The organism is Pirellula sp. SH-Sr6A, assembly GCF_001610875.1.
In the GTDB taxonomy this organism is placed as follows: Bacteria; Planctomycetota; Planctomycetia; order Pirellulales; family Pirellulaceae; genus JBKCUI01.
Genome location: NZ_CP011272.1, coordinates 5966937 through 5990594 on the forward strand (window position 1 = coordinate 5966937; position 23658 = coordinate 5990594).

The following is a 23658-nucleotide window of genomic DNA, read 5'->3' on the forward strand; positions in this document are numbered from 1 at the left end:
GGTGCCCAAACTCGCATCGGTCGATGTGACCAATTCATCGAAGGGAGGGGAGAGAAATCCCGAACCAGCCAGCAGTCTGGGCCGTCTAATCTGTAACGCGAATGGCGGAGCATGGTGCTATAACACTTCAAATCTCGTCTAATGGAGTGCCATTTTGGTCAAGCGTAGTAAGGAAGAACAAGAGGAATTCCTCGTCCGAGAATTCCTCGATCAGCAGGATGCCATAGTTCACAAATTGGAACGGCTAGCTCATCGTATTCCCGAGTACGATAGCCTTGGTGTTGCTGGCCCAGATATCTGGGCCAAACTAGACTGGCAGGGGACTTCGCTGGAAGTGGCGTTCGAGGTGACGGACTACTACCTGGATTCAGATGCTCGCGGCTCTTTCTCCATGCGACGAATGGACATCTGGCGTGACATGATTAGCCACGTCTCGGATGCCGCGGCGTTCAGGAAGCTACACGTGTCAGTATCGTTCACGAGTTGCCTGCCCGCGAAACGTGACGTCGTCGCTCTAGCCGATGAGTTTGCTTCTTTTCTTCTTTCCAGTGTGCCAACGGGTGGGTGCAAAGCAAAATTCTATCGCTACGGTGATTTCGAGTATCATCCTCTACTTCAAGCCACCTTCAAGCGTATAGCTGTGTGGAGTACGAGTTATGAATCCAACAAGTGGCTTTGGCACTGTGACGATTTTGAGGTTATGGGAGTCTCTGCGGCAGAGATTGCTCGGATTGTTCGGCAGAAGACGGAAAAGTTTCCCAAGTACAACCTTGCGAGTGCGGAGGAATGTTGGCTCTTGATCTGCGCCTGCGGAAAATCATCCAGCAACCGTGCCGGTCTGCTGGCTGCCTTGAATGAAGAACTGCTGGCGGCAGTCAAGCAGACGCCATTCCACAAAGTAATTCTGTGGGACGGCATCGAAGCTGAGTATGTTGAGCTCAGCGGGCAGAAGAGCTAGTACCCGGACGAGAGGGCCGTGGTCAAACGAATATCGCCGGCATTAGAACTACCTCGCGTATTGACGCTCGAACTCATCGCAATCAGCACTTAATACTTCGGTCCGACAAACCGAGGGCACTTTCGCATGACACTAACTGTGAGCGGTAAATCAGAGATCCACGAAAAGCGACTCCGCCCCATAGCCGCCATGCTCGATTGGCGGAATCAGAGAGAAGCTTGACGTAAGCTGATCAGCCTCGCTTCGATCGGAGTTCAGAAATCATTACCTGAGCGATTAGATCCTCGCAATTGATTCATCAGCGGTGAGGAGCACGATCGACTATCGATCCGAGGTGATGAGTTGATTCGAACTGGGAAGGTGCAAGACATGACGCAATTGGCACAAATCGGAAAAGGCACCCAAGCAAGAATCTCGCAGATCCTCAGCCTGACGATGCTCGCTCCTGACATCCAGGAGCAACTCCTCTTTCTTCCCCGACTCTCCCGAGGCAAGCCAGAGATCACCGAAAAGTCCCTCCGCCAAACTACCATGCTCGATGATTGGGACGAACAACGAAAAACGTGGAAGCAATTTGGCTCTGCATCCAATCCAGGGATACTTGAATGAATTTCGCCACACAAAGCAGATTAAGCAACGAAAGTGTATAACGAAAATGCGGTAGAATCACCAAACGCGTTGCTCGTCCCTAGTATTTCGTCCATAACAATTTCGATAGTTCAAGAATGCTCGACAAGAATAGTTTCCGAACAATAAGGCCGTATGGTGGAAGCCAACAAGGCGGGTTTGAAGAACTTATATGCCAATTGGCTCACCTAGCCGCTCCACCTGAGGCTCAAACGTTCGTACGAAAAGAGGGAGCCGGTGGAGATGCAGGTGTTGAGTGCTATTGGGTAATGAACGATGGCTCGGAGTACGCCTGGCAAGCAAAGTATTTTGTCGACGAAATAAATCCAGCTCGGTGGGCGCAGATAAACGAATCCGTTGAAACAGCACTCGAGAAGCACCCGAAGATTCGAAGATACTACGTCTGCTTACCAGCAGATCGCACGGACACTCGAGCTACGGGACCTCGAGGAAAGCGGACTGTATCGATCTTGGATGAATGGAACAATTTCGTAACAAAGTGGAAGGCTCTGGCATCTAGTCGCAGTATGGACATCGACTTCGTTTATTGGGGGGCTCATGAAATTCTACTTCCGCTGCAATCGGACGATGCGAGGTATTCTGGTCGGGCATTTTACTGGTTTAACGAAGTCGCCTTGACGAATGAAAAGCTAATACGATGCATCGCAAAGCAGGAAAAAACGCTTGGCGAACGTTACACGCCTGAATTCCATGTGGATCTTCCGATTGCAAGAACTCTGGATGGGCTCGTTAACGGAGATCAGTTCTGGCAAGAAATGAATCAGACTGTTTCGAAATGGAGTAACGAACTCGCTGCCTTTTTTCGCATCAAAGCGCCTAGCGATTTGATCGAGCGATTTGATGAAACGAAAAGTCGACTTGAGGACTGCAGTCGCAACCTTACTTCAGTAATGTTGACAAGAGATCGAAATCGTCTATACGCGTTGCGCAAAGAATCTGATATCGCCTACGCTGCTTTGGAGGATTTTGCAAAAACCTGCCGAGCATCTGAGGAAGCAACGAAGAGACCAAACCATTATTCGCGTTCATTTCAGGATGAGGTATCCGATTTTATTCATCGGAAACACTCGGAGCTATCAAGTTTCCTGGATAGCGACTTTGTCAAAGCGAATATTGCGAAGGCCTTATTGGTAGTTGGCGATGCAGGAACTGGAAAATCGCACTTATTGTGTGACTTTGCGAAGAAGTACACTCAGAAGAACGGTCCCGCAGTATTATTGCTTGGACAACACTATCGAGGCGGAAATCCACTCGAGGAACTTATTGACCAATTAGACTTAAATAGCCACTCCTACGAAACTGTTCTTGGTGCAATCGACGCCGCAGGGGAAGCTGCAAGAGTTAACGCAATAGTTCTAGTGGATGCCATTAACGAGGGCTCCCATCGCGACGAATGGAGCGAACGTTTTGTTGGCTTCCTTGATGAAATGAAACGTTTTCCGCACGTTAGCACGATAGTAAGTTGTCGCTCGCGATTCGATGACCGACTTGTTCCTAAAAGCCTCGGTGAGACAGAGCTTCTTCGTGTTTCGCACGAAGGTTTTCGAGGTTACGAACACAAGGCGGCTTCCATCTACTTGTCGAGACAGGGCATCTCTAAACCGACAACGCCTATCACAGCACCTGAGTTTTCGAACCCTATGTTTCTAAAAACCTGCGCTGCCGCACTAAAGCAGAAAGGGGAAACAACTTGGCCCAAGGGATACCACGGTGCATCAAGGTTGTTTGAAATCTATTTGTCGTCATTGGAAATGGTCGTATCCAGAAAGCGGCATACGGAACCCAACGATAGGCTTGGCCAAAAGGCACTTGAGGCCGTAGCTAAAGCGATGTTTCCGGATCACTTGTTTGGATTGCCTTGGGAAAGAGCAAGTAAGATAGTCAATGAAATTGACACCTGTGTCAAGCCAACAGAGTCGCTTTTGCAAACGCTTCTAAATGAAGGAGCACTCGCAGAAGACATTCAAAATGGCGAAATTAGCGAAGGGAATCACAAAGGGACACCAATTGTCCGATTTGCGTACGAACGATTCTCCGACCAATTTGTAGCTCAAATGCTGCTTCGCAATATCAAAGAACCAGAAGACATTTTCAAAGATGATCATCCTCTGGGAAAGGCCATCAGCGAAAATAAGATCCTCAAATTACACGGAATTCTTCAATCGCTTTCAATAATCGTTCCGGAGAAGTTTGGTGTCGAATTTTGGCAGTTACTTCCAGTCAAAATGAAATCCCTTCCGCAAGCAGCAGACAACTTTTTCTTTGCGTCGTTGCCATTCCGCGCCCCGAGTTCCTTTTCTGATCAAACTACCGAACTATTCAATTCGCTACGGTCGTTTGGTGGCGGGTTCTACAACCGTAAGTTCGATATAATGATCCAATTCGCAACAGAACCGTCGCATCCATGGAACGCAGAGAGACTTCATGAACGGCTCCGCAATCAGACGATGCCAGAACGAGACTCTTGGTGGTCCATTTTCGTTGCCAAGAACGATTTCCAGGAAGAGGATGGTGAGCCCGAGACTCCTATACGCTCGGTAATCGATTGGGCAACGAGTGCAGACTTAACTTCTGTCGAAGAAGGACGTATATATCTCACGCTAATTGCGCTCATTTGGTTCACCACCACAACGAATAGAAAAACTCGCGATCAAGCAACAAAGGCCGCCGTCAGGCTGCTAGCTAAGTGCCATTGGCTGAGTGCACGCCTATTGAAAAAGTTTCTCGATGTCGATGACCTTTACTTGCAAGAGAGGCTTTACGCAGTTGTCTACGGTGGGCTTTGCAATGCATCTAACGACGACTCCCTCAAGATCGTTTCGGCACTCGTTTTTGAGATACAATTTAAGGGCGACAAGCCGACCTCGCACTTATTGCTCCGTGATTACGCACGGGGGATTGTCGAGTTAGCGTACTCAAGAAGTTGCATGGACGAAGCTGTCTTGATCGAAAAGTGCCGTCCTCCGTACCAAAGTGAATGGCCGTTGGAAAACCCGATTGATAGTAGGTGCAACAACCATGGTACGAAGATTGAATACTCTATCTTCTCAGATGATTTCGGTACCTACACGATAAACGTTGTCGAAAAATGGTCACCAACACCATTGAGTGAGCCCGCACCGGAATCCCAGGCACAAGTGCTGGACTCGTTGGTTGCAAAGCTAAGTGATGCTTCGAAAGATTTGTATTACAAAGCATTTGCAACCACAAAATTGTACGAGGAACAAAGATGGCGAATCTCGATAAAGGATTTCCAGCAATTTCTTTTGGATGATGAGGAGACCCAATCGATTGATGACCTACTCAAGCTTATTGCTCCACTCGATGACATTAACCAAAAACCATCAGAGGCTCCCGCAATGTCAATGGGAATTGAGAGCCACTGCCCAAGTAAAGAGGACGCGGATAGCGACTGGAAGCAGTTCACTGAATCCTTGGACGATGCGACCAGAGAACAATTTGACTGCGCCCAAAGCTTCTGGCGTAACGGAGAAATTCTAGCTTCATTTGATCGCGATTGGGCAAAGAACTGGGTCTGCAAGCATTCCTTTGATCTTGGTTGGAACAAAGAACTCTTTGGAGCTTTTGAAGAGTCTTTGAAGTGGAGTGGCCGTGACCGGCCTGGTATCGAACGAATTGGAAAAAAGTACCAAATGATCGCGCTTTACAAATTCCTTGCTCATCTTGCAGATAATGTTCATTACAAAGACGACGCTGGCTATGCTGATACGCCAAAGCCATCTCGATATCGTGGGCCATGGCAACTTTGGCAACGCGATATTGATCCAACGCATTGGATGCGAAAGACATCAGACTCTGAATGGGGCGAGTGGGGGGAAAATATTTGGTGGCGACCAATTGAGTACAAATTCCAACGAGCTTCTGACGATTCCAAACGACATTGGTGCCAAGACCCGACTAATCTGCCCGCATTCAATGGTTACGTTCGGATTCCCGATGAATCCAAGAAGTACTGGTATTCACTTCGCGGTTTTTCGAAATGGCGAGAAAAAGAAATCACTGGCGACAATTCAACGCTCACTCGAGAAATTTGGTTTCGTATCAATGCAATAGTCACAAGCAAAGACCTACTCAGTTGTCTGCAAAAGGAGTTAAAGGAAGTCAGCTTTATTTCTCCAGATTTTGTGTCTTCGACTTCAACCGGACACCAAATCTTTCTGCGAGAGTTTCCATGGCATCCGTCTGTAACCATTCGAGATAACTTCGGTGCTAATGACGCATGGCAAATCAAGACACCGCATGCTGTCCCATATGCACAATACGAGTGGGAGAAAGGCAGCGGTGATGAGTCAGCCGAAATGAACCTTAACCTCTATCTACCTTCACCGTTTTTTAGCAAGGCGCTTAATTTGGACTTTGATCGAAAAAATTTCAATCGATGGACAAATACATCTGGGCAAACGGAATTCTTCGACCCATCGCTTGAGTTTGATGGCCCAAGCTTTGCGCTTTTTGATTGTATGGCAATAGATTCGATGCTATCTAAAAACAATTCTGTTCTTGTATGGCTAATTGGCGGGGAAAAGATGCTCATGAACCGCAAGAAAAACAGGCTGGACGCAAGGATGGTCTATAACACCATGCTCTGGACTTCCGGTGATGGCAATATCCATAGTATAGTCCGTCACAACATGGAGTGAGTGGATCGCCTTACAGCAGCGTCGTGTTGGCGTTTTCTCGTTGGAGATTGAGGCTGGCCAAACTGCGTATGTAGTGACTAGTTGTGAGCCCCTGACTGCTCGAATTGTTACTCGGCAAACCCTGGACTGAATTTGGCAGCCATATTTGAATTCCGACGTCTGCTAATTTGTCGCTGTGTATTAGCTTGCTTCATTGGCAATGAATCATCAGTTCATTGAGGGTTACAAGCGAGTCTGTCTGGAAGCCACGCTCATATTCCTCGATATCAAGTCCGTTGCTTCATAGTAAAGCTGCGATCTCTGTCTAGTCAGAAAGTCTATTGAAATCTTGAGGACAGCACCAACTAGCTGACATCGTCCACTCACTTTTATTGTAAGAGTTTTTCCGATTTTCCGGAGGCTTTGACCAAACGTGTCACTTGCCTTCCGTCTGATATAGGGCCAAAAGGAAAAATAGCTAGCAATCGCTGGCGGCATGTCTGACTCAAGGACGCAACCAATGAGCCGCACTCTGTTTGAAGGTAATCATGCTCCGTTTTCACCCCCTTCGTTTCAACGATGTCGCGCTATTGCGATCCATCGAACCCAGTCGATTGCTCGTTTTTCTCCAGCGATTCGACCACTATCTCCATTCGCAAGGATTCGAAATCCCAGAGGAACCAAACCTCTCGGATGCCCAACTCCGTGCCCTTGTGGAGATCTTCCACAGCAACGATGGCTCCACGCCAGCCGAGATGATGGAGGCCCTCTTCCACATCAGTGAACTGGCGGACGATTCCGGCATGGAAGACTTGCTGGTCCTCGCCTCGAAGCGATGCATCGAACTGCCCGATGGAGACCTAAGTCCCGCCGACCTTGCGTTGGCTGTTTGGCTGCAGGATCCCGACCTGCTGCGCCGTGCAAACTGCCAGCGCGTGGTCCAACGTTTCCAATCGTTCTATTGCTACATGAATCGAACGCTCGAAGCCCCACTGTTCGAAATGCCAACAGAACCGACCCTTCGGCGTATCGAGGGAGAGATCGATGATTTCAACCTCTCGCGTCGACGCTGCGGAGGCGCAGCGGTGTGGATGTACGAGTTCGGGAATGAAGTTGCCTTCCTCATTCGCTACGGTGGATCGATCCAACGAGACGAAGTGATGGACAACGACTTATGTCGGCCTGACATCCGTCGTCCGGTGAGCTACGATCTGGTGGTCTACAACATCGATTCGGGGGAACTTCGTATCCGTGCCGACCTTGTGAGCGAGCGCAAGTTCTACTGCCAACTATTCAGTCAGCAATTATTCCGGGATCCAACCTTCTTCGAACATGGAGAAACCTTTGATCTCGAGGCCATCTATCGATTGGGGCCGGACATTCAATCGCCCGGTATGGTCCCCGGGATTCGCAAGATTGTGCTCCTGGAGATCCAAGAGGTTATCTTTGGCGAAAGGGTGCTCCACATTACCCTTCGAAGTGATGCGATCTTTGAAGCGATAGCAGAACACAATCGCCAATTGACTCCCACGGGGCGCTTGCACAGTGCCAAGTTCCGGATTTCCCTGGAATCCAACGACGAAGTCACGGTAACCATTTGCTCTGGCAACAAGATCCGACTCAGTCGCCAAGTTGGCGTATCAGCGATCGACCAATGGATGCTTCATCATGGTATGAGGGTGCCGAACCATGCAACCGCCCACCTGCAAAAACCATCCCCTTTGGCAAACCATCTCTCGCATCCCAAGCGGAAGAGCCCCAAGGTTTCTGTGGCAAGCCGAATTGGGTGAGCATTGGCCCGAGTGCCAATCCCTCCTCACAGACACCTCCGAGCTGGCAACATGGACGTTCGCCAGCGACGGAGTGACTGTCTGCCAAGTCATTGAGCATAGCGATGGTACGTTCGTTGGCATCGATATCGAAAACGGAGACTCGTTCGATGTCCAGCGTGAAGGGTTGGTCGTATGCAAACTGAACCTTCGAAAACTGGCCGAGCGCATCACCGAGGTTCTCGGTGGTCGTATCGACTACCATGCCCCTTTGCCAGAGTCTAAAGCGCATCGCATTGGGAGACTCCCCCCAAGGCTTGCTTCTGCACCTCTCTATTTATGTGTGCGCGCCGACAGTGGCTCGCTGCTGGCTGCATGTGGATCGATTGCAACCTCCACCACGGTTGTTCTGCTTGTCCCTACCCTCCAACACACGCGCATCGATGTGGATTCGCTCGCTGAGCAATTCCAAACCATCGTGGTCGCGCTCGATGATCTCTTGCTCTCAAGCGATCATGGTTTGGAGTGCGCCCCCTACGTTCTCGAGGAGCTTCGCAACCGACTTGGTGTGGGGGATCACTCTATTAGGAATTCATTCAGGCTCGTAGGGGAAAGTTACCAGATTTACTTCCAGGACAAACCTATTATCTTGCCGAATTCGGTGGGACTGTGGTTCCTGCGGGAGTTACTTTCGCATCCGAATCAATCCCTCGACCCGATCGAACTCGAGGCATCTCGCAGTGGAGTGAAGGGGCGCTCTTCCACAAGCCCCACGGGGGAATCGTTCGATGCCGAAGCTCGCCGGCAATATGCTCAAAAACTCGCCGAGCTTGAAGAGGAGATTGCCGAGGCAACCGAATTTAATGATCAGGGTCGATTAGAAAAACTGCAAGAGGATCGGCAAGCGATTGTGGATCACGTTACCAAAGGGTCGCGCAAGGGTGGCAAAGCTCGTGTGACCACCGACGCGTCGCTCGCTCGCAAAAGAATCCGGCAGCAGGTCCAGCGCGATATCAAACGCATCGAACAATCCGCTCCCGAGCTTGCTGAGCATTTGAGAATCGCCTTCCAAGGCGATGCATTCTGCTACCGCCCCACCATCGATCCCCAGTGGCAATTCTAAAAGTTAGTTTGGCTCAAGCGTTGAGCCACGGCTCGCGATTGGAATCCCCTCATGCGATACTAGTATCGTGAAATGCCCTATACGTGACGAACGGCAGAATCCAATAGATCCGGATGGCGTAGTACCTGTCTGGGAAGAATTTCCAGTGGGACCACGCTAAGTCGTTTCCCCGTTTTCTGCTGTGAAACTCAAGCCGAGTGAGTGGAGAAATCGTGGAAAGTCAATCTTGGATCTTTTGGGCGATGCTGTCTGCGTTTTTTGCTGCTGCTACGGGAATCTCAGCGAAAATGGGAGTTGTGGCACTCGATTCAAGCACGGCCACACTGTTTCGGACATGCGTTGTGCTTGGGTTGTTGATCGCGATTGTGACCGCGAAGGGATCGTGGGAAAGTTGTGCAAAAATCGACTTTCGTTCCGCGATCATTCTGACGTTTTCGGGCCTTGCAACCGGTCTGTCGTGGCTTTGCTATTTTCAAGCAATGAAGGTGGGTGAAGCATCGCTTGTAGCCTCGGTCGACAAGCTAAGTGTTGTCATGCTGGCTGTAATTGCCTTCGCATTCCTTGGAGAACGGCTTTCCAGCATTCAGTGGTTTGGAATTCTCGCAATTGCAGGTGGAAGTGTTCTGGTCGCAGTTGGAGGCAAATAGGTTTTGCGCTCTGCGGTAATTCTAAAAATTTTCGTCGGCTCACGTTTTGAGCCAAAGACTCAAGGTTTGAGTCGCCGTGTCTTCGGCTGACGGATGCGACGGAATCTGAAACGGACCAGCCCGTGTTTCTCGTGCAAAGAGCGACTTTGCAACACGGAAATTGGCTGGCGGTTTCGGTAGGTGTCGTCCTCCCAGCCGGAGGATGCAAATTGACTTCATTGGATGACCGTGAACGGATCGTAGCGTTCGCAACCAAATTGGCTGGCAGGATTGTCTTTCATGTAAAGCACCGCTCGGCGCTCCGGCATCTTGATCCGGAGGACATCCAGCAAGAGCTCCTTGCCTATGTCTGGGAGCATGCTGGCAAATACAGCCCGTCGAAAGGGAGCATCGAAGCCTTCGCAACGAATCTGACCCAGACGGCAACAGCCAAATTGCTTCGGAATGCGAATCGCGTTCGTAGCAACCCAACGATGGGAAGCACCCTAGAGTCTCTCTCCAAAGCGGTGACAGGTCCTCACCGAAAGAGCGAAGAGCTCTCGAAGGGGCTCTCTACCAAAGACCGAGATCGCCGGCGGCAGATCGTCTCGCGCGATCCACTTCAACAGCTGGAATTGGCTGATGCCGTTGAACATCAGATCCAAACTCTGCCCGAGCAATTCCGCTGCATCGCGAGGCTTCTCAGGACGCACAACCAATCGGAGATCGCCAACAAACTCGGATTGTCGAGAAAAAAAGTTTCCGAGCTTTTAGCTGGGGTTCGGAAGCATTTCTCGAGTGTTGATTGGAGTGAATCCGGACTTTTTTGGGACACCGTCTCACCAAATTGCATAGCTAGTTCTGGAGAGAACAACGTTTTGCAAATCCATCAAGAATCGGAAATGGAGAGATCGGCATGAATGCATCTTCAATGGATATCCAGCAGCGAATCACCTTCTCGCTCGCCTTGCAGCAATACCTGCGAGCGGTCGAAGGCTTCGAAGCGGCTTCGCACGAGTTCAACGAATCCTGTCAGGCGATTCGAGAGGCGATTCCCCGTGATAGCCGATTCGTCGCCAACATCCAGCACCAGCATTATCTGGTGACCAGCGACAACGAAGGCAACTTCGAGGTCGAACCCATCGACACGGTCTGAGTCACAACCTGTCGCTCCCATCCCGTTTCGACCCAATTGCTGAAAGATCCGCTGACCATGTTATCGCGAATCCTACCCCATGAATCCGGTGATAGGAAGTGCCTGAAGTGCAATGAAGTGTTCCGCTCCAGGAATGCAGCCAACCGCATCTGCAAGAAGTGCTCTCAGATCAATTCCTCGCTGAGGTTGAGTGAAGCTCAAATGGCTCTTGAACGAGGCGGGAAGCGTATCAATGGCATTCTGATCGATGAGAGGGGCTCCTACCAAATGAACTTCTCATAAGCCGGCAAATCCAACCAAACGCACCCCAAATTCTGTTCGAAAGTCTTATGTCTCAAGCAACTCTAACACCTGACACGAGCGACAAGAACGTGCTGACCTACTCAGCGCTCAACACGTTTCGCAACTGTCCTCGCAAATACAAACATCGATACGTCGATAACTTGCGTTCCCGTACCAAAGTCGAATCACTTTCGTTCGGGAGCGTCATCCATAGCGCCATCGAGATTTGGTATCGCTCCGTGGACGATGCCAATCGAGTGTGGATCGTACTGGACTTCATCGATCGTAGCTTTCCTGAACGTTCGACCGATGAGAATCAGCTGGCGAACTGGCACTTGGCTCGCGCGATCATGACGGGCTACGCTTCGCGATACGCGATCGAGGACTTCACCATCGTCGAGATCGAGAAGTCTTTCATCGGGAGCATTCGCAACCCAGATACCGGCCGCTGCAGCCAAACGTTCGTAATGGCAGGCAAGGCCGACGCGATTGTCCAGCGTTCTGATGGTATGTACCTGGTCGAGCATAAGACCGCCGCGTCGATCGATTCCAACTATCTCGACAAGCTGTGGACCGACACGCAAATCGCACTGTACTGCTACTACCTGCGTGAATTGGGCTATCCGATCGTGGGCGTGATTTACAACGTCCTGCTTAAGAGCCGCCTCAAGCAAAGCAAAGGCGAAACGCAGGAAGAATTCGAGGCACGCCGCGCCGAACTCGCCGCTAAGAACAAGAGTGGCAAGTCAACGGCCAAACGCCAACTACCTGAAACCAACGAAGAGTTTCAAGGTCGCCTCGCAGCCTGGTACGCAAAGCCTGAAGCGTTTCATCGCGAGTTCATTTACCTATCCGAAGATCGTCTCGCCATGTTGCAGGACGAGGTTTGGGAGATCACGCAGCAATACCTGGACGCCCGTCGTCGTGGCAAATGGCTACTCAACACATCGAGCTGCTTCTCCTACCAGAGACCGTGTGAGTATCTGCCTTATTGCCAATCCGGCTTCAATCCAAACGTGGTGGACAACCTTTATGAGATCCGTCCACCCCATGAGGAACTCAATTCAATCGATTCTGACGCACCCGTTTTTTGAAAGGAATAACTACCAATGTCCATCGTATTACCCACTGAAGCTTCCAAGCCAGTAACCGAACTCGGCAAACAAACGATTCTGCTCTACGGAAGTCCCAAACTTGGGAAGAGCTCTTTCGCGAGTAAGGCTCCAGGTTCGCTCTTCTTTGAATGCGAACCTGGGCTCAATCACTTGGAGGTCTTCAAAGTACCCACCTACTCCTGGGAGGCGTTTCTTGAGGCTTGCAAGCTCGTTGCTAAGGGGGATCACAAATTCAAAACGATCGTTATCGACACTGTCGACAACGCATTCAAGATGTGCTCGGACTATGTCTGCGCCAAACACAACATTGAGTACGAAGGGGACATGGGCCACGGAAAAGGTCGGGCCTTGGTCAAGAACGAATGGCATCGCGTACTAACGCGATTGGCCAGCTTGTCCTACGGCTTGATCATGATCTCGCATGCGATCGACAAGACCATCGAGACGCGAACAGGCGAGTACACCAAGACGACGCCAAGTCTTCCTGATCGCGCTCGAAACGTTGTACTAGGTCTCGTGGACATCATTCTGTTTGGCGATTCGATCGCCAAAAAGGATGCGACTGGCAATGTGACCATCGAACGCGTTGTTCGCACCAAACCGCATCCTACCTACGAGGCAGGTGATCGCACCGGTCGCCTCCCCGAACTACTCCCTCTCGACTACGAGCAGTTCGTCAAAGCTTTCAATTCTCCCGTTCGCGGCTCGGAATCCGGCTCCAGCAGCGCAGCGAAGAGCTCCACGCCGGCAAGCACCCTTTCTGGAAAGGCTAAATAGTCATGAGTGAATACGAATCATTCGAACCTTCCGATTCGTCCGTCGACCTCTCGTCGTTTGATAATGAGTATGAGACAGCAGAGGCACCGAGCTATGAGGAAGTGCCCGACGGTAAATACCAAGTGAAGATCCAAACGGCAAAGCTTGAATCGAGTCAAAAGGGTGACCCGATGATCAAGTTCGATCTAGTGATCATCTCCGGATCGCAAGCCGGTCGGCACATTTTCAAGAACTCGATTATTACCCAGGCTTCGCTCCCCTACGTGAAGGGCGATCTGAAGACACTTGGGCTGGAGCTTGCCAAGTTCAGTGAATTGTCAGGCCGGCTCGAAGAGATACTCGACAGGACGGTCGAAGTCACCAAGCGTACGCGAGGCGATTACACGAACGTGTATTTCAATCGTCGATTGAATATCGCTCATGCTTCAGGTGGTGGAGTGGCGGAGGAGGATCTTCCGTTCTAGCTCGCTGGTTGCTTGACCGGCGTTAGTCGTTCTCTGTGAACGGGTGCGGCCGAGGCAGGATGGCGTGACTTGGAAGCAACTCTTAGCGATGTGTCTCTTTTGCCGGGTCCATATCGAGTTTCCATGTTCAGACTCCCCGAGCCTGCCTCGGCTCTTTTTCTTTCATCACTAGGATTGGATAGCAGGAAAATATGGATTTCCGAATCGTTGTGGACTCGCGAGAACAAGAGCCTTACAAGTTTTCGTGCGAGGTAGTGAATGCCAAGCTGGATGCGGGTGATTACTCGGTGGTTGGCTTCGAACAGCGAGTGGCCGTCGAGCGCAAAAGCCTGCGTGATTTCGTTGGTACCGTCATCCACGACTTTGATCGCTTCGCTCGTGAACTTGCCAAGCTGTCCGCGATGGAATCGGCGTGTATCGTTGTCGAAGCCGATCTAACCGCAGTGCTCTGTGGGGAACACGCGGACGCTCTTCGTGCTGTGACGCCACAGTCCTTGTTGGGGGCGTCCGCTTACATTGACACCAGATTTCGGGTGCCCGTCTACTGGTGCGGATCGCGATCTGCGGCCGCTCGATTCACGGATACCTACCTGCGATCGTTCGTTCGCGTGATCTCCAATGGGGGAGATCTGCACCGTGAGTAATCGTATCAGTGGTACGGTCGATCGTGTTTTCTTCACCAGCGCGAAATTCTCCGCTGGCTCACTTGTTCGCGACGACGGCGAGCGCGTGCGATTTCGTGGGCCTTTCTGTGTAAGTGAAGGTGAACTGATCACGCTCACGGGACAGTGGAAAAGCGATCCAAAGTACGGTCCCCAATTCGACGCGAAGAGTGTGAGTTACGATTTGCCCGAGACGCCTGAAGGATTGGTGCAGTACCTTGCTAAACATCCTGCGTTTACTGGCATCGGAGAAACCACAGCTCGCAAAATCGTTTCGTATGTCGCCAGCGCGGAACACCTGGATCGCGTGATTCGCCACGACGTTCAGGAGTTGAACCGAGCCCTACGGATTCCCAAACGAACCCTCCATTCGCTGCGTGAAGCTTGGATCGCCAATAGTGCCGAGAACGAAGTCCGATCGTATTTGGCCGGCTTTGGGCTCTCCCATCACCAAATGGAGACGCTACTCGAGGAATTCGGCGCTTCGGTGGTTGGCGTTCTTCGTGCGAATCCCTATTTGATCATCCGCTACATCAAGGGCTATGGCTTCAAGCGGGTCGACAAGATCGCTCGCTCAATGGGTGTACCTAAAGAGCACCCGGGCAGGATCGAATCCGCGCTGTGTTACCTGGTTCGCGAAGAGGCGTCCGATGGCCATACGTGGATCGCGCACGACGATTTGATTCGCAAGGCGATCGATCTGCTGTTGCTCGATTCACTCGATTGTCGCTCGATCATTGAGGGTGCGCTCAAGAGGGTGGTTGATCAGAACCAGCTCATCATCGATGGCGATGCTGTCGCTCTTACTAGCTATGTGGAAGCCGAGCGACTGATCTACGAATGTTTTGAGCTTTACGGGCAAGATGTAGATCCCATCGGAATCGAGCCCGCGCATGGGGCTGGACTTAAGCGATCGCAATTGGCTGCCTACGAGGCCGCCATGAGACACTCGATTGTTGTGATTTCCGGTGGAGCCGGTACTGGCAAGACGCATACTCTAGCGCGACTGGCGAAGACTTTTCAGGATGCGAATCTCAGGATTGCACTCTGTTCGCCAACGGGCAAAGCTGCCAAACGGATCGAGGAATCATTGAGGAACCAAGGCCTCGAGCTAGATGCCAAGACGATCCATCGTTTGCTTGAATACAACGGACATGAGTATCAGAGAAAAAGTCTATCGCCTCCAGATGACGACGGGAGTCTAGACGTTTCCTCTTCCGACGGATTCGATGTCATCATCATCGACGAATTCTCGATGGTGGACGTACCACTGTTGGCAGAGCTACTGCGTCGAATCAATCTCGACAGGACGCGATTGATTCTCGTCGGTGATCACAATCAGCTACCCCCTGTTGGCCCAGGAAACGTAATTCGAGACTGCATCGAACACAAACTCGTACCGACCTTCATTCTGGATGAGGTCGTACGCCAAGCGGGCGTCCTGAAAACCAACAGCATGGCGATACTCTCACAGAGAGTGATGCCAACGGTTGGTAGCGATCCCGCCTGGAGCGTTATCGATTCACTCAAAGAACCGATGCAAATTCAGGTTTACCTGCGTGATCTAGTTTTGAATCGCATTCCGGGCCGGCTTGGCCTGGATCCGGTCAACGACGTGCAGATCATCACGCCGACGCATTTGGGGCAACTTGGTACCAAAGCGATCAACCAGATGATGCAATATCTGTTGCATGGCGTGGTTGATCGAAAGTTTGCCGTTGGCGACAAGGTCATCCAGACGTCCAACGATTATGGCTTGGGGATCATGAACGGCACGATTGGCATCGTGTCGGAGATTGAGACCGCCGACGGAACGAAATACATCGTTGATTTCGATGGGGAGGGACGCCGGCCAATCCAGGATGAGCAGATTCTAAATCTTCAGCTCGCTTATGCGATGACGGCTCATAAGGCTCAGGGAAGCGAGTTCCCGTGCGTGGTTGTTCTCTGCCATAAGTCGCATTTCTTCGCCGACCGTAACTGGTTGTATACGGCGGTCACTCGCGCTTCGCGGTACTGCATCGTGGTCGGCGATCGCTGGGGACTCGGCAATGCGGTGAAGAAGAACAGTGTTAGCGAGCGGCGCACTTTCCTGGATCGCTGGGCAAAAGCGAATCTTGAATATTGGGAGGTATTGCTTTGAGTTCTGTACCGCAACCACCTCTTGAAGCCATTGAACGAAATTGTCCCGGATGCATTCGCGATCGCAATCAGTGGGTTGCTTGGAAGTATGTCGAACGCGGAGGTAAGCCGACCAAGGCTCCCCTCAATCCGCATAACGGTTCATTAGCTTCATCAACCGACGCATCCACCTGGGGAACCTTCGCTGAAGCAATCGAGGCTTGCCGGCGCAACGGTTCTTTGGCCGGCGTTGGCTTCGTATTCACGGCTGACGATCCGTACTGCGGTGTGGATCTCGACGATTCGGTCGAAGAATCAACGGGGCAGTTGAAACCGTGGGCTCAGCAGATCGTTGATCGCCTCGATAGCTATACGGAGATCAGTCCTTCGGGTTCGGGTTTGAAGGTATTCATCAAAGCCAATAAGCCAGGCTCTCGGTGTCGAAAGGCATACGAAGATGGTGAGGTCGAGATTTATGACCGCGATCGCTTCTTCACAGTGACCGGAAATCGCCTTCCAAGTGTTCCTGGAGATGTCAACGTTCGCCAAGAGTCGCTCGATGCCGTTTACTCGCAGGTGTTCGGCAATGACGATCCAGGAACGAGCGCGATTCCCAGTAACAGTCGAGGTCCGCAGCCGAGTGGTAGCGAATCGGTGTTGTTGAGCGACGACGAGATCATTGCGCTTGCTTGCAAGCGCCGCTCAACGGGAATGAAATTTCAAGCCCTATGGAATGGCGATTGGAACTCGCACTTCAACTCCGCCAGCGAAGCCGACTCATCGATGGTCTTCACCTTGGCATATTTCACGAAGGATGCTGCTCAGATCGACCGTATCTTCAGGCGTTCTCAGTTGATGCGGGAAAAGTGGGATCAGAAGCATGGTAGCGAAAGTTATGGTCAACGGACCATCGCCAAAGCTCTTAGCAAGGTCACGAAGCAGTACGAGCCTAAGACAAAGCGTCCTTCCGCACCCAAACAAGGAATTCAGCCGCCATCCAACCTGGGCTTTCCCAAGACTGCGATCGATTGGGATTTCAAAAGCGACCAGACCGAAAATGCGATGGCTGTGGAATTCATCGACGGGAATCAAGCGAAACTGCGTTACGTTCCCTCGTGGAAGAAATGGCTTGCATGGGACGGGAAGCGATGGAAGGTCGACATCGATCAAAGTCGGACGACTCGCTTAGCGCGGAGGCTTGTTCGAAACTATTGGGATCGCTTGTCGGCCATTCCAACTGACAAGCAACAAAAGGAATGGGCGGATTTCTGTCGCTGGGCAAACCGCAAGACCACGATCGAGAATGTCGTGTCTCTAGCCCGCTGCGATGGGAGGACGACGATCGATCATGAACAGTTGAACCAGAACTCTTACTTTTTGAATCTCCAAAACGGAACGCTTGATCTATCAAACTGGGAATTTCGAGACCATCGCCAGACGGATTCGATCACGCAGATCGCCAATGTGGCGTATGATCCCAAAGCGCAATGTCCCAAGTGGCGAGCGTTCATCGATTTGATCTTCGGAAGCGACGATGAGGCGAAGCGGTATATCCAAGCATTGTTGGGTTACTCGTGCTCCGGTGATGTCGGTGAGCACATCCTGCCGATTTGCTATGGCTCGGGCGCCAACGGTAAGTCAACGCTTTGGAACGCGATCGTTGAGTTGCTGGGCGACTACGCCATGCTGGCACCCAGCAAATTATTGCTAGGCACTACGAACGAACATGACACCGTTATCGCATCGCTTTACCAGCGGCGTTTGGTGGCTATCAGCGAGCCCGATGAAGGATCAAAGCTGCGCGAAGCCCGAGTGAAGGAGCTCACGGGAGACGAGCAGATTACCGCGAGACGGATGCGAGAGGATTATTGGAGTTTCCGTCGTACTCATAAGTTTTGGCTGAGTACCAACAATCTGCCGCAGATCAACGGAACGGACGAAGGTATCTGGCGGCGCATCAAGCTCATCCCATTCCGTGTCGACCTCCGGCAAGTCACCGAGCCCATCCCGGACTATCACAAGCTTCTAGTACACGAAGAAGGGCCAGGGATTCTGAACTGGCTACTCGAGGGGTTTAAAGACTGGAGATCCAACGGGTTCATCGAGCCGAAATCGGTGATCAACGAGACGATGTCTTACCGCGGGAAGTCGGATGAGATCGGTCGCTTCATCGACGACTGTTGCAACGTCGCACCAGAGCTAGTCGTCGTCTCTAGCGACCTCTATCACGCCTACAGGCAGTGGGGTGGTGAGCAGTCGCAGACCCGTTTTTCGACCGCGATGCAGGCGCGGTTTGTGTGCGTTAAACGCACCTTTGGACGCCTCCGAAACAAGCGTGTCTTCGAGGGCATTTCAGTCGCAGAAATGGATGAATTGGAGTAATCGAGCCGTGTCTAGAAACCTTCAAAAACGTTGGGATTTTCGCAAGTGCGCCGGGTTGCGCAGGGTTGTTTCATTATCTTCCATGCGCGCACGCGTATGGGAATCAACCAAAATACCCAGCGCAACCCGGCGCACTCGTCGCTTTCGCCAGTTGGTAGTGAGCTATCTTTCGCGCCCCGGCCAACGCCTAGGCAAGTCGTTTCAAACGATCGGATGTAGCCCATCAACTAGCGTTTGGAATTGCATCGCCGCATCTTCCCATGCATTCAACCTTCGCACGACGTTGCCCCACGTCGCGAGATCTCTAGCGACTTGCCCAACATGCCGACGATCGCGTTCGTCGCGTCAGTGGGCCAACAGTGGCCCCCACGACGCGTCTGCCACTTTGGCACTCAATGGCCCCTGACGATGGGTCCTCCCCCCAGAAATCACACGTTCTTGGGCAGCGGGAACAGCCGCGCGATCAATCACAGTTTGTTTTTTATGTCCGTGACGATGTCCCAGTTAATCATCACCACCAGCAAAAAGGATTGCTTCATGACTACCACAGCTTTGCAGATTGAAATGTGGACACTCGATCGAGTCCGTCCCTACGAAAATAATCCTCGCAACAACGACAAGGCGGTCGATGCCGTCGCAGCTTCGATTAAGGAGTATGGCTTCTCGCAGCCAATTGTTGTCGACAGCGATTGCGTCATCATTGTCGGGCATACGCGATTGAAAGCTGCGCAGAAGCTCGGGCTGGATCGGGTGCCCGTTGTCGTTGCTTCGCATCTAACTCCCGATCAAGTTCGCGCATACCGGATCGCCGACAACAAAACCGCTGAGATCGCGGAATGGAACTACGATCTGTTGCCGATCGAATTATCGGCTTTGCAGGAAGCCAACTACGATCTTGGGTTGCTTGGATTCAATGCCGATGAGCTTGCCAAGCTGATGGACACCGCAGTCAACGAAGGTTTGACCGATCCCGACGAGATTCCTGCACCTCCCGATGAAGCGATCACGAAGCCAGGCGATCTTTGGATCCTTGGCAACCACCGGTTGCTCTGCGGAGATTCGTCATCGCCGGCAGACTTGGATCGCTTGTTGGCCGGCAATGCCATCCATCTCTGTAACACAGACCCACCCTACAATGTGAAGGTGGAACCTCGATCGAACAACGCGATCGCTGCTGGCTTGTCCTCGTTCACGAACGACGCTGCGTCGGGGAAACTCAAGCAAGGCCAAGGCAACGCCGCTTCGTTCGGTATTGATCATGAGACAGGCAAACCGAAGCATGCCGCAACGCACAAGAAGCTACGACCGAAGGATCGCCCCCTCGCAAATGACTTTGTCAGCGACAACGAGTTCGATCGACTCCTCGATGCGTGGTTCGGTAACATTGCGCACGTCTTGTTGCCCGGCCGGTGTTTCTACATCTGGGGTGGCTACGCCAATTGCGGTAACTACCCACCGTTCCTCGCCAAGCATGGTTTGTACTTCTCGCAGTCGATCATCTGGGACAAACAGCATCCCGTTTTGACTCGCAAGGATTTCATGGGGGCGCATGAGTGGGCGTTCTACGGATGGAAGGAAGGTGCGGGGCACAAATATTACGGGCCCAACAATGCGACCGACCTATGGCAAGTGAAGAAGGTCAATCCACAATCGATGATCCACCTTACCGAAAAGCCTGTCGAGCTAGCGGTGCGGGCGATGCAGTACTCTTCCGTGCCTGGCGAGAATGTTCTCGACTTGTTTGGTGGTAGCGGCTCGACCTTGATCGGCGCCGAGCAATGCGGTCGAAACGCATTCTTGATGGAGCTTGATTGCCTCTACGCGGACGTGATCGTCGATCGCTACCAGCGCTTTACCGGCAAGCCGGCGATCTTAGAACGGACGGGGGACTCACCAATCCCCATGAAGCCGCGTGAGGAGAAAACGAGATGAGCACTGTCGTGCTTCCTAACGAGTTGAGATCAGAATATCCGATTTTTCCAATACCCGGGCTGTCGGCTTTCATGAGTGACGGCGTACAGGTTAATGTTATGAATCCGAATCATTTGCGTCGGATCTCATCGAGACGAGCGAATAGCTCTGATGCGGAAACGGAATCATCCATCGATGCACGTCGGCGTTTCAATTCATCAAGAAGATTCGGATCGTCGATCGACATGCCTGGCATCGGTTCCTTAACCGAATCCAGTATCTCGGTCGCGAGAATAACGCGGTCTGCTTCTGGAAGCGATAGAGCAGATTTAAGAATCTCGTCGGGTGATACAGACATAAGACCCTCGATAATGATTGTGTCGCGATATCGCTTCATTCTACCAACAATCGCTAGCCAAGTCATTGTAAATGAGTTGATCTACGTCGATTGGGATTGCATGATCGGTCCATTTGTCAAGTTTTTTGAGGTCTCTGCCGGCGTGGTCTTGGTAGCCATCGAAGTGAAGATCGATCGCTGCGTAGCCTCCGTCTTCCTGCTCGCAGGCAATCGTTGCTCTTGTGGACATAGGTTGGCTTCCTTACTTCGATGGTTCCTGGTGGTTGGGTTCGATGATGGCGACGCAATCATCGGGCATCGTCAACATGAGCGAGCGGCCGTTGTCCCAGTCGACTTCGACTTGTGCCCAATCTTGATGTTCATGAATTGCGATGACCGTTCCGAGTGTTCCAACAGGAATGGGATCCGGATCGTGTGGCATGGAGACCAACCGTATACGGTCTCCCTTTCTCAATCGAATACGCATGGTCAGATTGTCTCTGGCTTACTTTTGGGAAAGAGTAAAGCGACCTCTCTCGGTCTTCACGAACCGGCTCGCGTCCCCTTTCGAAAGGTCTCGAAGGATCACACTGTAAAGGGTCGCGTGGGGTGTCTTTCCTCCGGGGCTCGACCAATACCCTTTCGCCTCCATGGCAGCGATCATCTCCTGCGTATTCATTGGTTCGGGGGATTCGGCGAGAACCTTCAAGGCCGCGTCGATACAACTCATTCGCTTTTCCCCAGTCGCCTCCGTTTCGGTCGCTGTCGATTCGGTTGCCGCAGGTTTGGCTTTACGAGGCTTCTTCAGAACGGCAACCTTGGTCGCAGTCTCTCCGAACGATTCGACAGCTGCCGGCTCATTCTCGACTACGGTGACATTACCCTCGGTGGTAACCTTCGCCTGTCCGGCGCGTGTGACTACCTCCCCTTGAAGACGCTGGGCGCTTTTGATGAGGATCTTCTTGCCCGTGGCAAGATTCGTTGCATCCCAACCGCCGCGAGGCTTCTCCGCTTCGATTCGGATTTCGCATCGGTTGCCCGAAACATTGGCGTAGTACTTTCCGCCGATCTTCACATCTGCCTTCTTCATGCTTGTATCCCCCAATTCTTGTCCGTGGTTGGCTGCCATCGTCAGGCCGATCGAACCACCGATCGGCGACGCGGATCGCTACCGCGTTTCGGCTTATTGACCAAAGACCAGGTCGGAAAGTCCTTCGCAAAGAAAGTCGACCACTACCTGAACCTCGGTGTTGACCGCGGCGACATCCAACCCGCGGTCGAAGTTGAACATCACGGTTCGATCGGAAAGGCGTTGGATCCAAAGCTTCGAAATCTTGCTGCGTCCCAGTTCGTACGATTCGCATTCTGCGTGCTCCGAGAACACCAACGCGTCGAATCGGTATTCGTTGTTGATCTTGCCTTGGACCCAAGATCCACCCGCTCCGGGGGTTCGGTGGCTGATCTTGGTGATCGTGAGGTCGAGGTCGTGTTGGGTCATCTATGCGTCTCTCTGTTTGGGGTGTTGATTCGTTTGGGCGTATACACACATGAGCCATGCACGTTGATAAACAGCAAGGCAATTCAAAAAGTTGTTCGATGCTTTTTCGGGGAATGTTTCCGAGCCCCCTATTCGCAACTGTTTGGCCACAGTCGCGTCGCGTTGCATCTTGGGGAAATGACGCCAATCGAAAAAAGAACGCCCGCACGTCGCAAACGGGGGGCTTTGTTGCGATGCAGGCAATCATCATCGCTGTGGTGGTGTACGTACTTCGTAGAGTTCGTAACCATCTATGCCCGAGACGGCGTAATCCCGTCCGTTGTATCCCCTCGCAATCAGCCGATCCCCTCGTCGCTCGACATACGCGACGGTGGTATTGAGCGAAGAGTCGTCAATCGATTCGAGCTCGTACGAGACGTTCGCCTCTGGATAGGCCCTCTCTCCGTCTGCGAGGTCGGTTACCAAATGAAGTTGCCCGATGTGCATATCAATCTCCGTTATGTGAATCGAGAAGGGATTATGGATTTGGCGAATCGTCTTCGCCTCACAACACATGAGCAGTACGGTTTGAAAAGCATCAAGACTGTTTCATGTGAAATCCCGAATCTTTTCTTCAGTGCACTGGTTTGTTGCGAACTTCTGCGTGATGCGGACGACAGCGGCGTGCGATTCGGTGAGTTCGACAAAGAGGGTTTTCATCAATGCTGGGTCGGTGGCTGCGAGCAATGGGAGCTCGTCGATGATCGAGTGAAGCTCCGCAATCGATTCAAGCAATTGACGTTGCTGGAAGAGGAAATGCGCCGAAGTCAAGCGACTTCGGCGGCGTTGGAATGTACCTACTCTTTTCATGTGCCATTCCGATCAAAGGATGTGGTTAGGAAACTTCAACCCATCGAAATGCACCAATCAGCTATCTCGGCAGTTTTCCCATGCTCTTTTGCTGCCGTAGCAGATCTGTCCTCCCTCGACGATGTAGACTGTGTTGTCGTCTGCGACGTCTTGGTCATCGTCATCGTCCGTTTCGTTCATATCACGCCCGCTGGTGACCCCGCAGATGCGGTTTTCAAAGGGCCAATTCTGCTGGGTCATCAATCGCACTTCCGCGTCGCCTCCAAACTCTTCGCGGTAGTCGTTGAGGATTTCGATCAAGGTATCGAGCTTCATGTTGGTTTCTCCGTGGTTATGTATT

General features: G+C 51.9%; 23 protein-coding genes and 1 other RNA gene. 15 read left to right on the plus strand and 9 right to left on the minus strand.

Annotated elements, in window-relative coordinates; translation table 11 throughout:
- The first annotated feature begins 154 nt into the window (after nt 1–154).
- The 15 genes from VN12_RS23115 to VN12_RS23185 all read left to right on the plus strand — a co-directional run bounded on the left by VN12_RS23115 (nt 155) and on the right by VN12_RS23185 (nt 20655).
- Nucleotides 155–958, plus strand: coding sequence for a hypothetical protein (locus VN12_RS23115; protein ID WP_146679103.1), 804 nt, complete (start codon nt 155–157; stop codon nt 956–958).
- A gap of 369 nt (nt 959–1327) precedes the next feature.
- Nucleotides 1328–1567, plus strand: a complete 240-nt coding sequence (locus VN12_RS23120; RefSeq protein ID WP_146679105.1) for a hypothetical protein — start codon at nt 1328–1330, stop codon at nt 1565–1567.
- Between the two features lie 488 nt (nt 1568–2055).
- Nucleotides 2056–6267: an NACHT domain-containing protein gene (locus VN12_RS23125; protein ID WP_146679107.1), complete on the plus strand. Its 4212-nt coding sequence runs from the start codon at nt 2056–2058 to the stop codon at nt 6265–6267.
- A gap of 527 nt (nt 6268–6794) precedes the next feature.
- Nucleotides 6795–8036, plus strand: coding sequence for a hypothetical protein (locus VN12_RS23130; RefSeq protein ID WP_146679109.1), 1242 nt, complete (start codon nt 6795–6797; stop codon nt 8034–8036).
- Nucleotides 8029–9138, plus strand: a complete 1110-nt coding sequence (locus VN12_RS23135) for a hypothetical protein (protein WP_146679111.1) — start codon at nt 8029–8031, stop codon at nt 9136–9138. Before VN12_RS23130 ends, VN12_RS23135 begins: the two co-directional genes overlap by 8 nt.
- A gap of 212 nt (nt 9139–9350) precedes the next feature.
- The gene (locus VN12_RS23140; protein WP_240491244.1) at nt 9351–9785 is read left to right on the plus strand and encodes an EamA family transporter; all 435 of its coding nucleotides are present in this window, start codon (nt 9351–9353) and stop codon (nt 9783–9785) included.
- Between the two features lie 209 nt (nt 9786–9994).
- The gene (locus VN12_RS23145) at nt 9995–10684 is read left to right on the plus strand and encodes a sigma-70 family RNA polymerase sigma factor (RefSeq protein ID WP_205855127.1); all 690 of its coding nucleotides are present in this window, start codon (nt 9995–9997) and stop codon (nt 10682–10684) included.
- A complete protein-coding gene (locus tag VN12_RS23150; RefSeq protein ID WP_146679115.1) occupies nt 10681–10920 on the plus strand; it encodes a hypothetical protein in 240 nt (79 codons plus the stop codon). Before VN12_RS23145 ends, VN12_RS23150 begins: the two co-directional genes overlap by 4 nt.
- A 329-nt stretch (nt 10921–11249) precedes the next feature.
- The gene (locus VN12_RS23155) at nt 11250–12296 is read left to right on the plus strand and encodes a PD-(D/E)XK nuclease family protein (protein WP_146679117.1); all 1047 of its coding nucleotides are present in this window, start codon (nt 11250–11252) and stop codon (nt 12294–12296) included.
- A 15-nt stretch (nt 12297–12311) separates the two neighbouring features.
- Nucleotides 12312–13094 (plus strand): ATP-binding protein, encoded by a 783-nt coding sequence (locus tag VN12_RS23160; protein ID WP_146679119.1) that lies wholly within the window; start codon nt 12312–12314, stop codon nt 13092–13094.
- 2 nt (nt 13095–13096) lie between these two features.
- Entirely contained in the window at nt 13097–13558 is a 462-nt protein-coding gene (locus tag VN12_RS23165) for a DUF669 domain-containing protein (protein WP_146679121.1), read from the plus strand.
- A gap of 191 nt (nt 13559–13749) precedes the next feature.
- Nucleotides 13750–14202, plus strand: coding sequence for an ERCC4 domain-containing protein (locus VN12_RS23170; protein WP_146679124.1), 453 nt, complete (start codon nt 13750–13752; stop codon nt 14200–14202).
- Complete coding sequence (locus VN12_RS23175; protein ID WP_168164604.1) at nt 14195–16363, plus strand: AAA family ATPase; 2169 nt, start codon at nt 14195–14197, stop codon at nt 16361–16363. Before VN12_RS23170 ends, VN12_RS23175 begins: the two co-directional genes overlap by 8 nt.
- Entirely contained in the window at nt 16360–18723 is a 2364-nt protein-coding gene (locus VN12_RS23180) for a phage/plasmid primase, P4 family (protein WP_146679128.1), read from the plus strand. Before VN12_RS23175 ends, VN12_RS23180 begins: the two co-directional genes overlap by 4 nt.
- A 537-nt stretch (nt 18724–19260) precedes the next feature.
- Nucleotides 19261–20655, plus strand: coding sequence for a DNA modification methylase (locus VN12_RS23185; protein ID WP_205855128.1), 1395 nt, complete (start codon nt 19261–19263; stop codon nt 20653–20655).
- 109 nt (nt 20656–20764) lie between these two features.
- On the opposite strand, the gene VN12_RS23190 is transcribed toward VN12_RS23185, so the two are convergent.
- The 9 genes from VN12_RS23190 to VN12_RS23230 all read right to left on the minus strand — a co-directional run bounded on the left by VN12_RS23190 (nt 20765) and on the right by VN12_RS23230 (nt 23633).
- Nucleotides 20765–20992 carry a hypothetical protein gene (locus VN12_RS23190; protein WP_146679130.1) on the minus strand — a complete coding sequence of 76 codons (228 nt, stop codon included), beginning with the start codon at nt 20990–20992 and terminating at the stop codon, nt 20765–20767.
- A 40-nt stretch (nt 20993–21032) separates the two neighbouring features.
- Entirely contained in the window at nt 21033–21221 is a 189-nt protein-coding gene (locus VN12_RS23195; RefSeq protein ID WP_146679132.1) for a hypothetical protein, read from the minus strand.
- 12 nt (nt 21222–21233) lie between these two features.
- A complete protein-coding gene (locus VN12_RS23200; RefSeq protein ID WP_146679134.1) occupies nt 21234–21458 on the minus strand; it encodes a DUF4314 domain-containing protein in 225 nt (74 codons plus the stop codon).
- An 18-nt stretch (nt 21459–21476) separates the two neighbouring features.
- Nucleotides 21477–22100 (minus strand): winged helix-turn-helix domain-containing protein, encoded by a 624-nt coding sequence (locus VN12_RS23205; RefSeq protein ID WP_146679136.1) that lies wholly within the window; start codon nt 22098–22100, stop codon nt 21477–21479.
- Nucleotides 22088–22155: hammerhead ribozyme type II (locus VN12_RS23210), an RNA gene on the minus strand. Before VN12_RS23210 ends, VN12_RS23205 begins: the two co-directional genes overlap by 13 nt.
- Complete coding sequence (locus tag VN12_RS23215; protein ID WP_146679138.1) at nt 22155–22469, minus strand: hypothetical protein; 315 nt, start codon at nt 22467–22469, stop codon at nt 22155–22157. Before VN12_RS23215 ends, VN12_RS23210 begins: the two co-directional genes overlap by 1 nt.
- 246 nt (nt 22470–22715) lie before the next feature.
- Nucleotides 22716–22955, minus strand: coding sequence for a hypothetical protein (locus tag VN12_RS23220; RefSeq protein WP_146679140.1), 240 nt, complete (start codon nt 22953–22955; stop codon nt 22716–22718).
- A 102-nt stretch (nt 22956–23057) separates the two neighbouring features.
- Nucleotides 23058–23318, minus strand: coding sequence for a hypothetical protein (locus VN12_RS23225; RefSeq protein WP_146679142.1), 261 nt, complete (start codon nt 23316–23318; stop codon nt 23058–23060).
- Between the two features lie 57 nt (nt 23319–23375).
- Nucleotides 23376–23633 (minus strand): hypothetical protein, encoded by a 258-nt coding sequence (locus VN12_RS23230; RefSeq protein WP_146679145.1) that lies wholly within the window; start codon nt 23631–23633, stop codon nt 23376–23378.
- Nucleotides 23634–23658 lie beyond the last annotated feature (25 nt).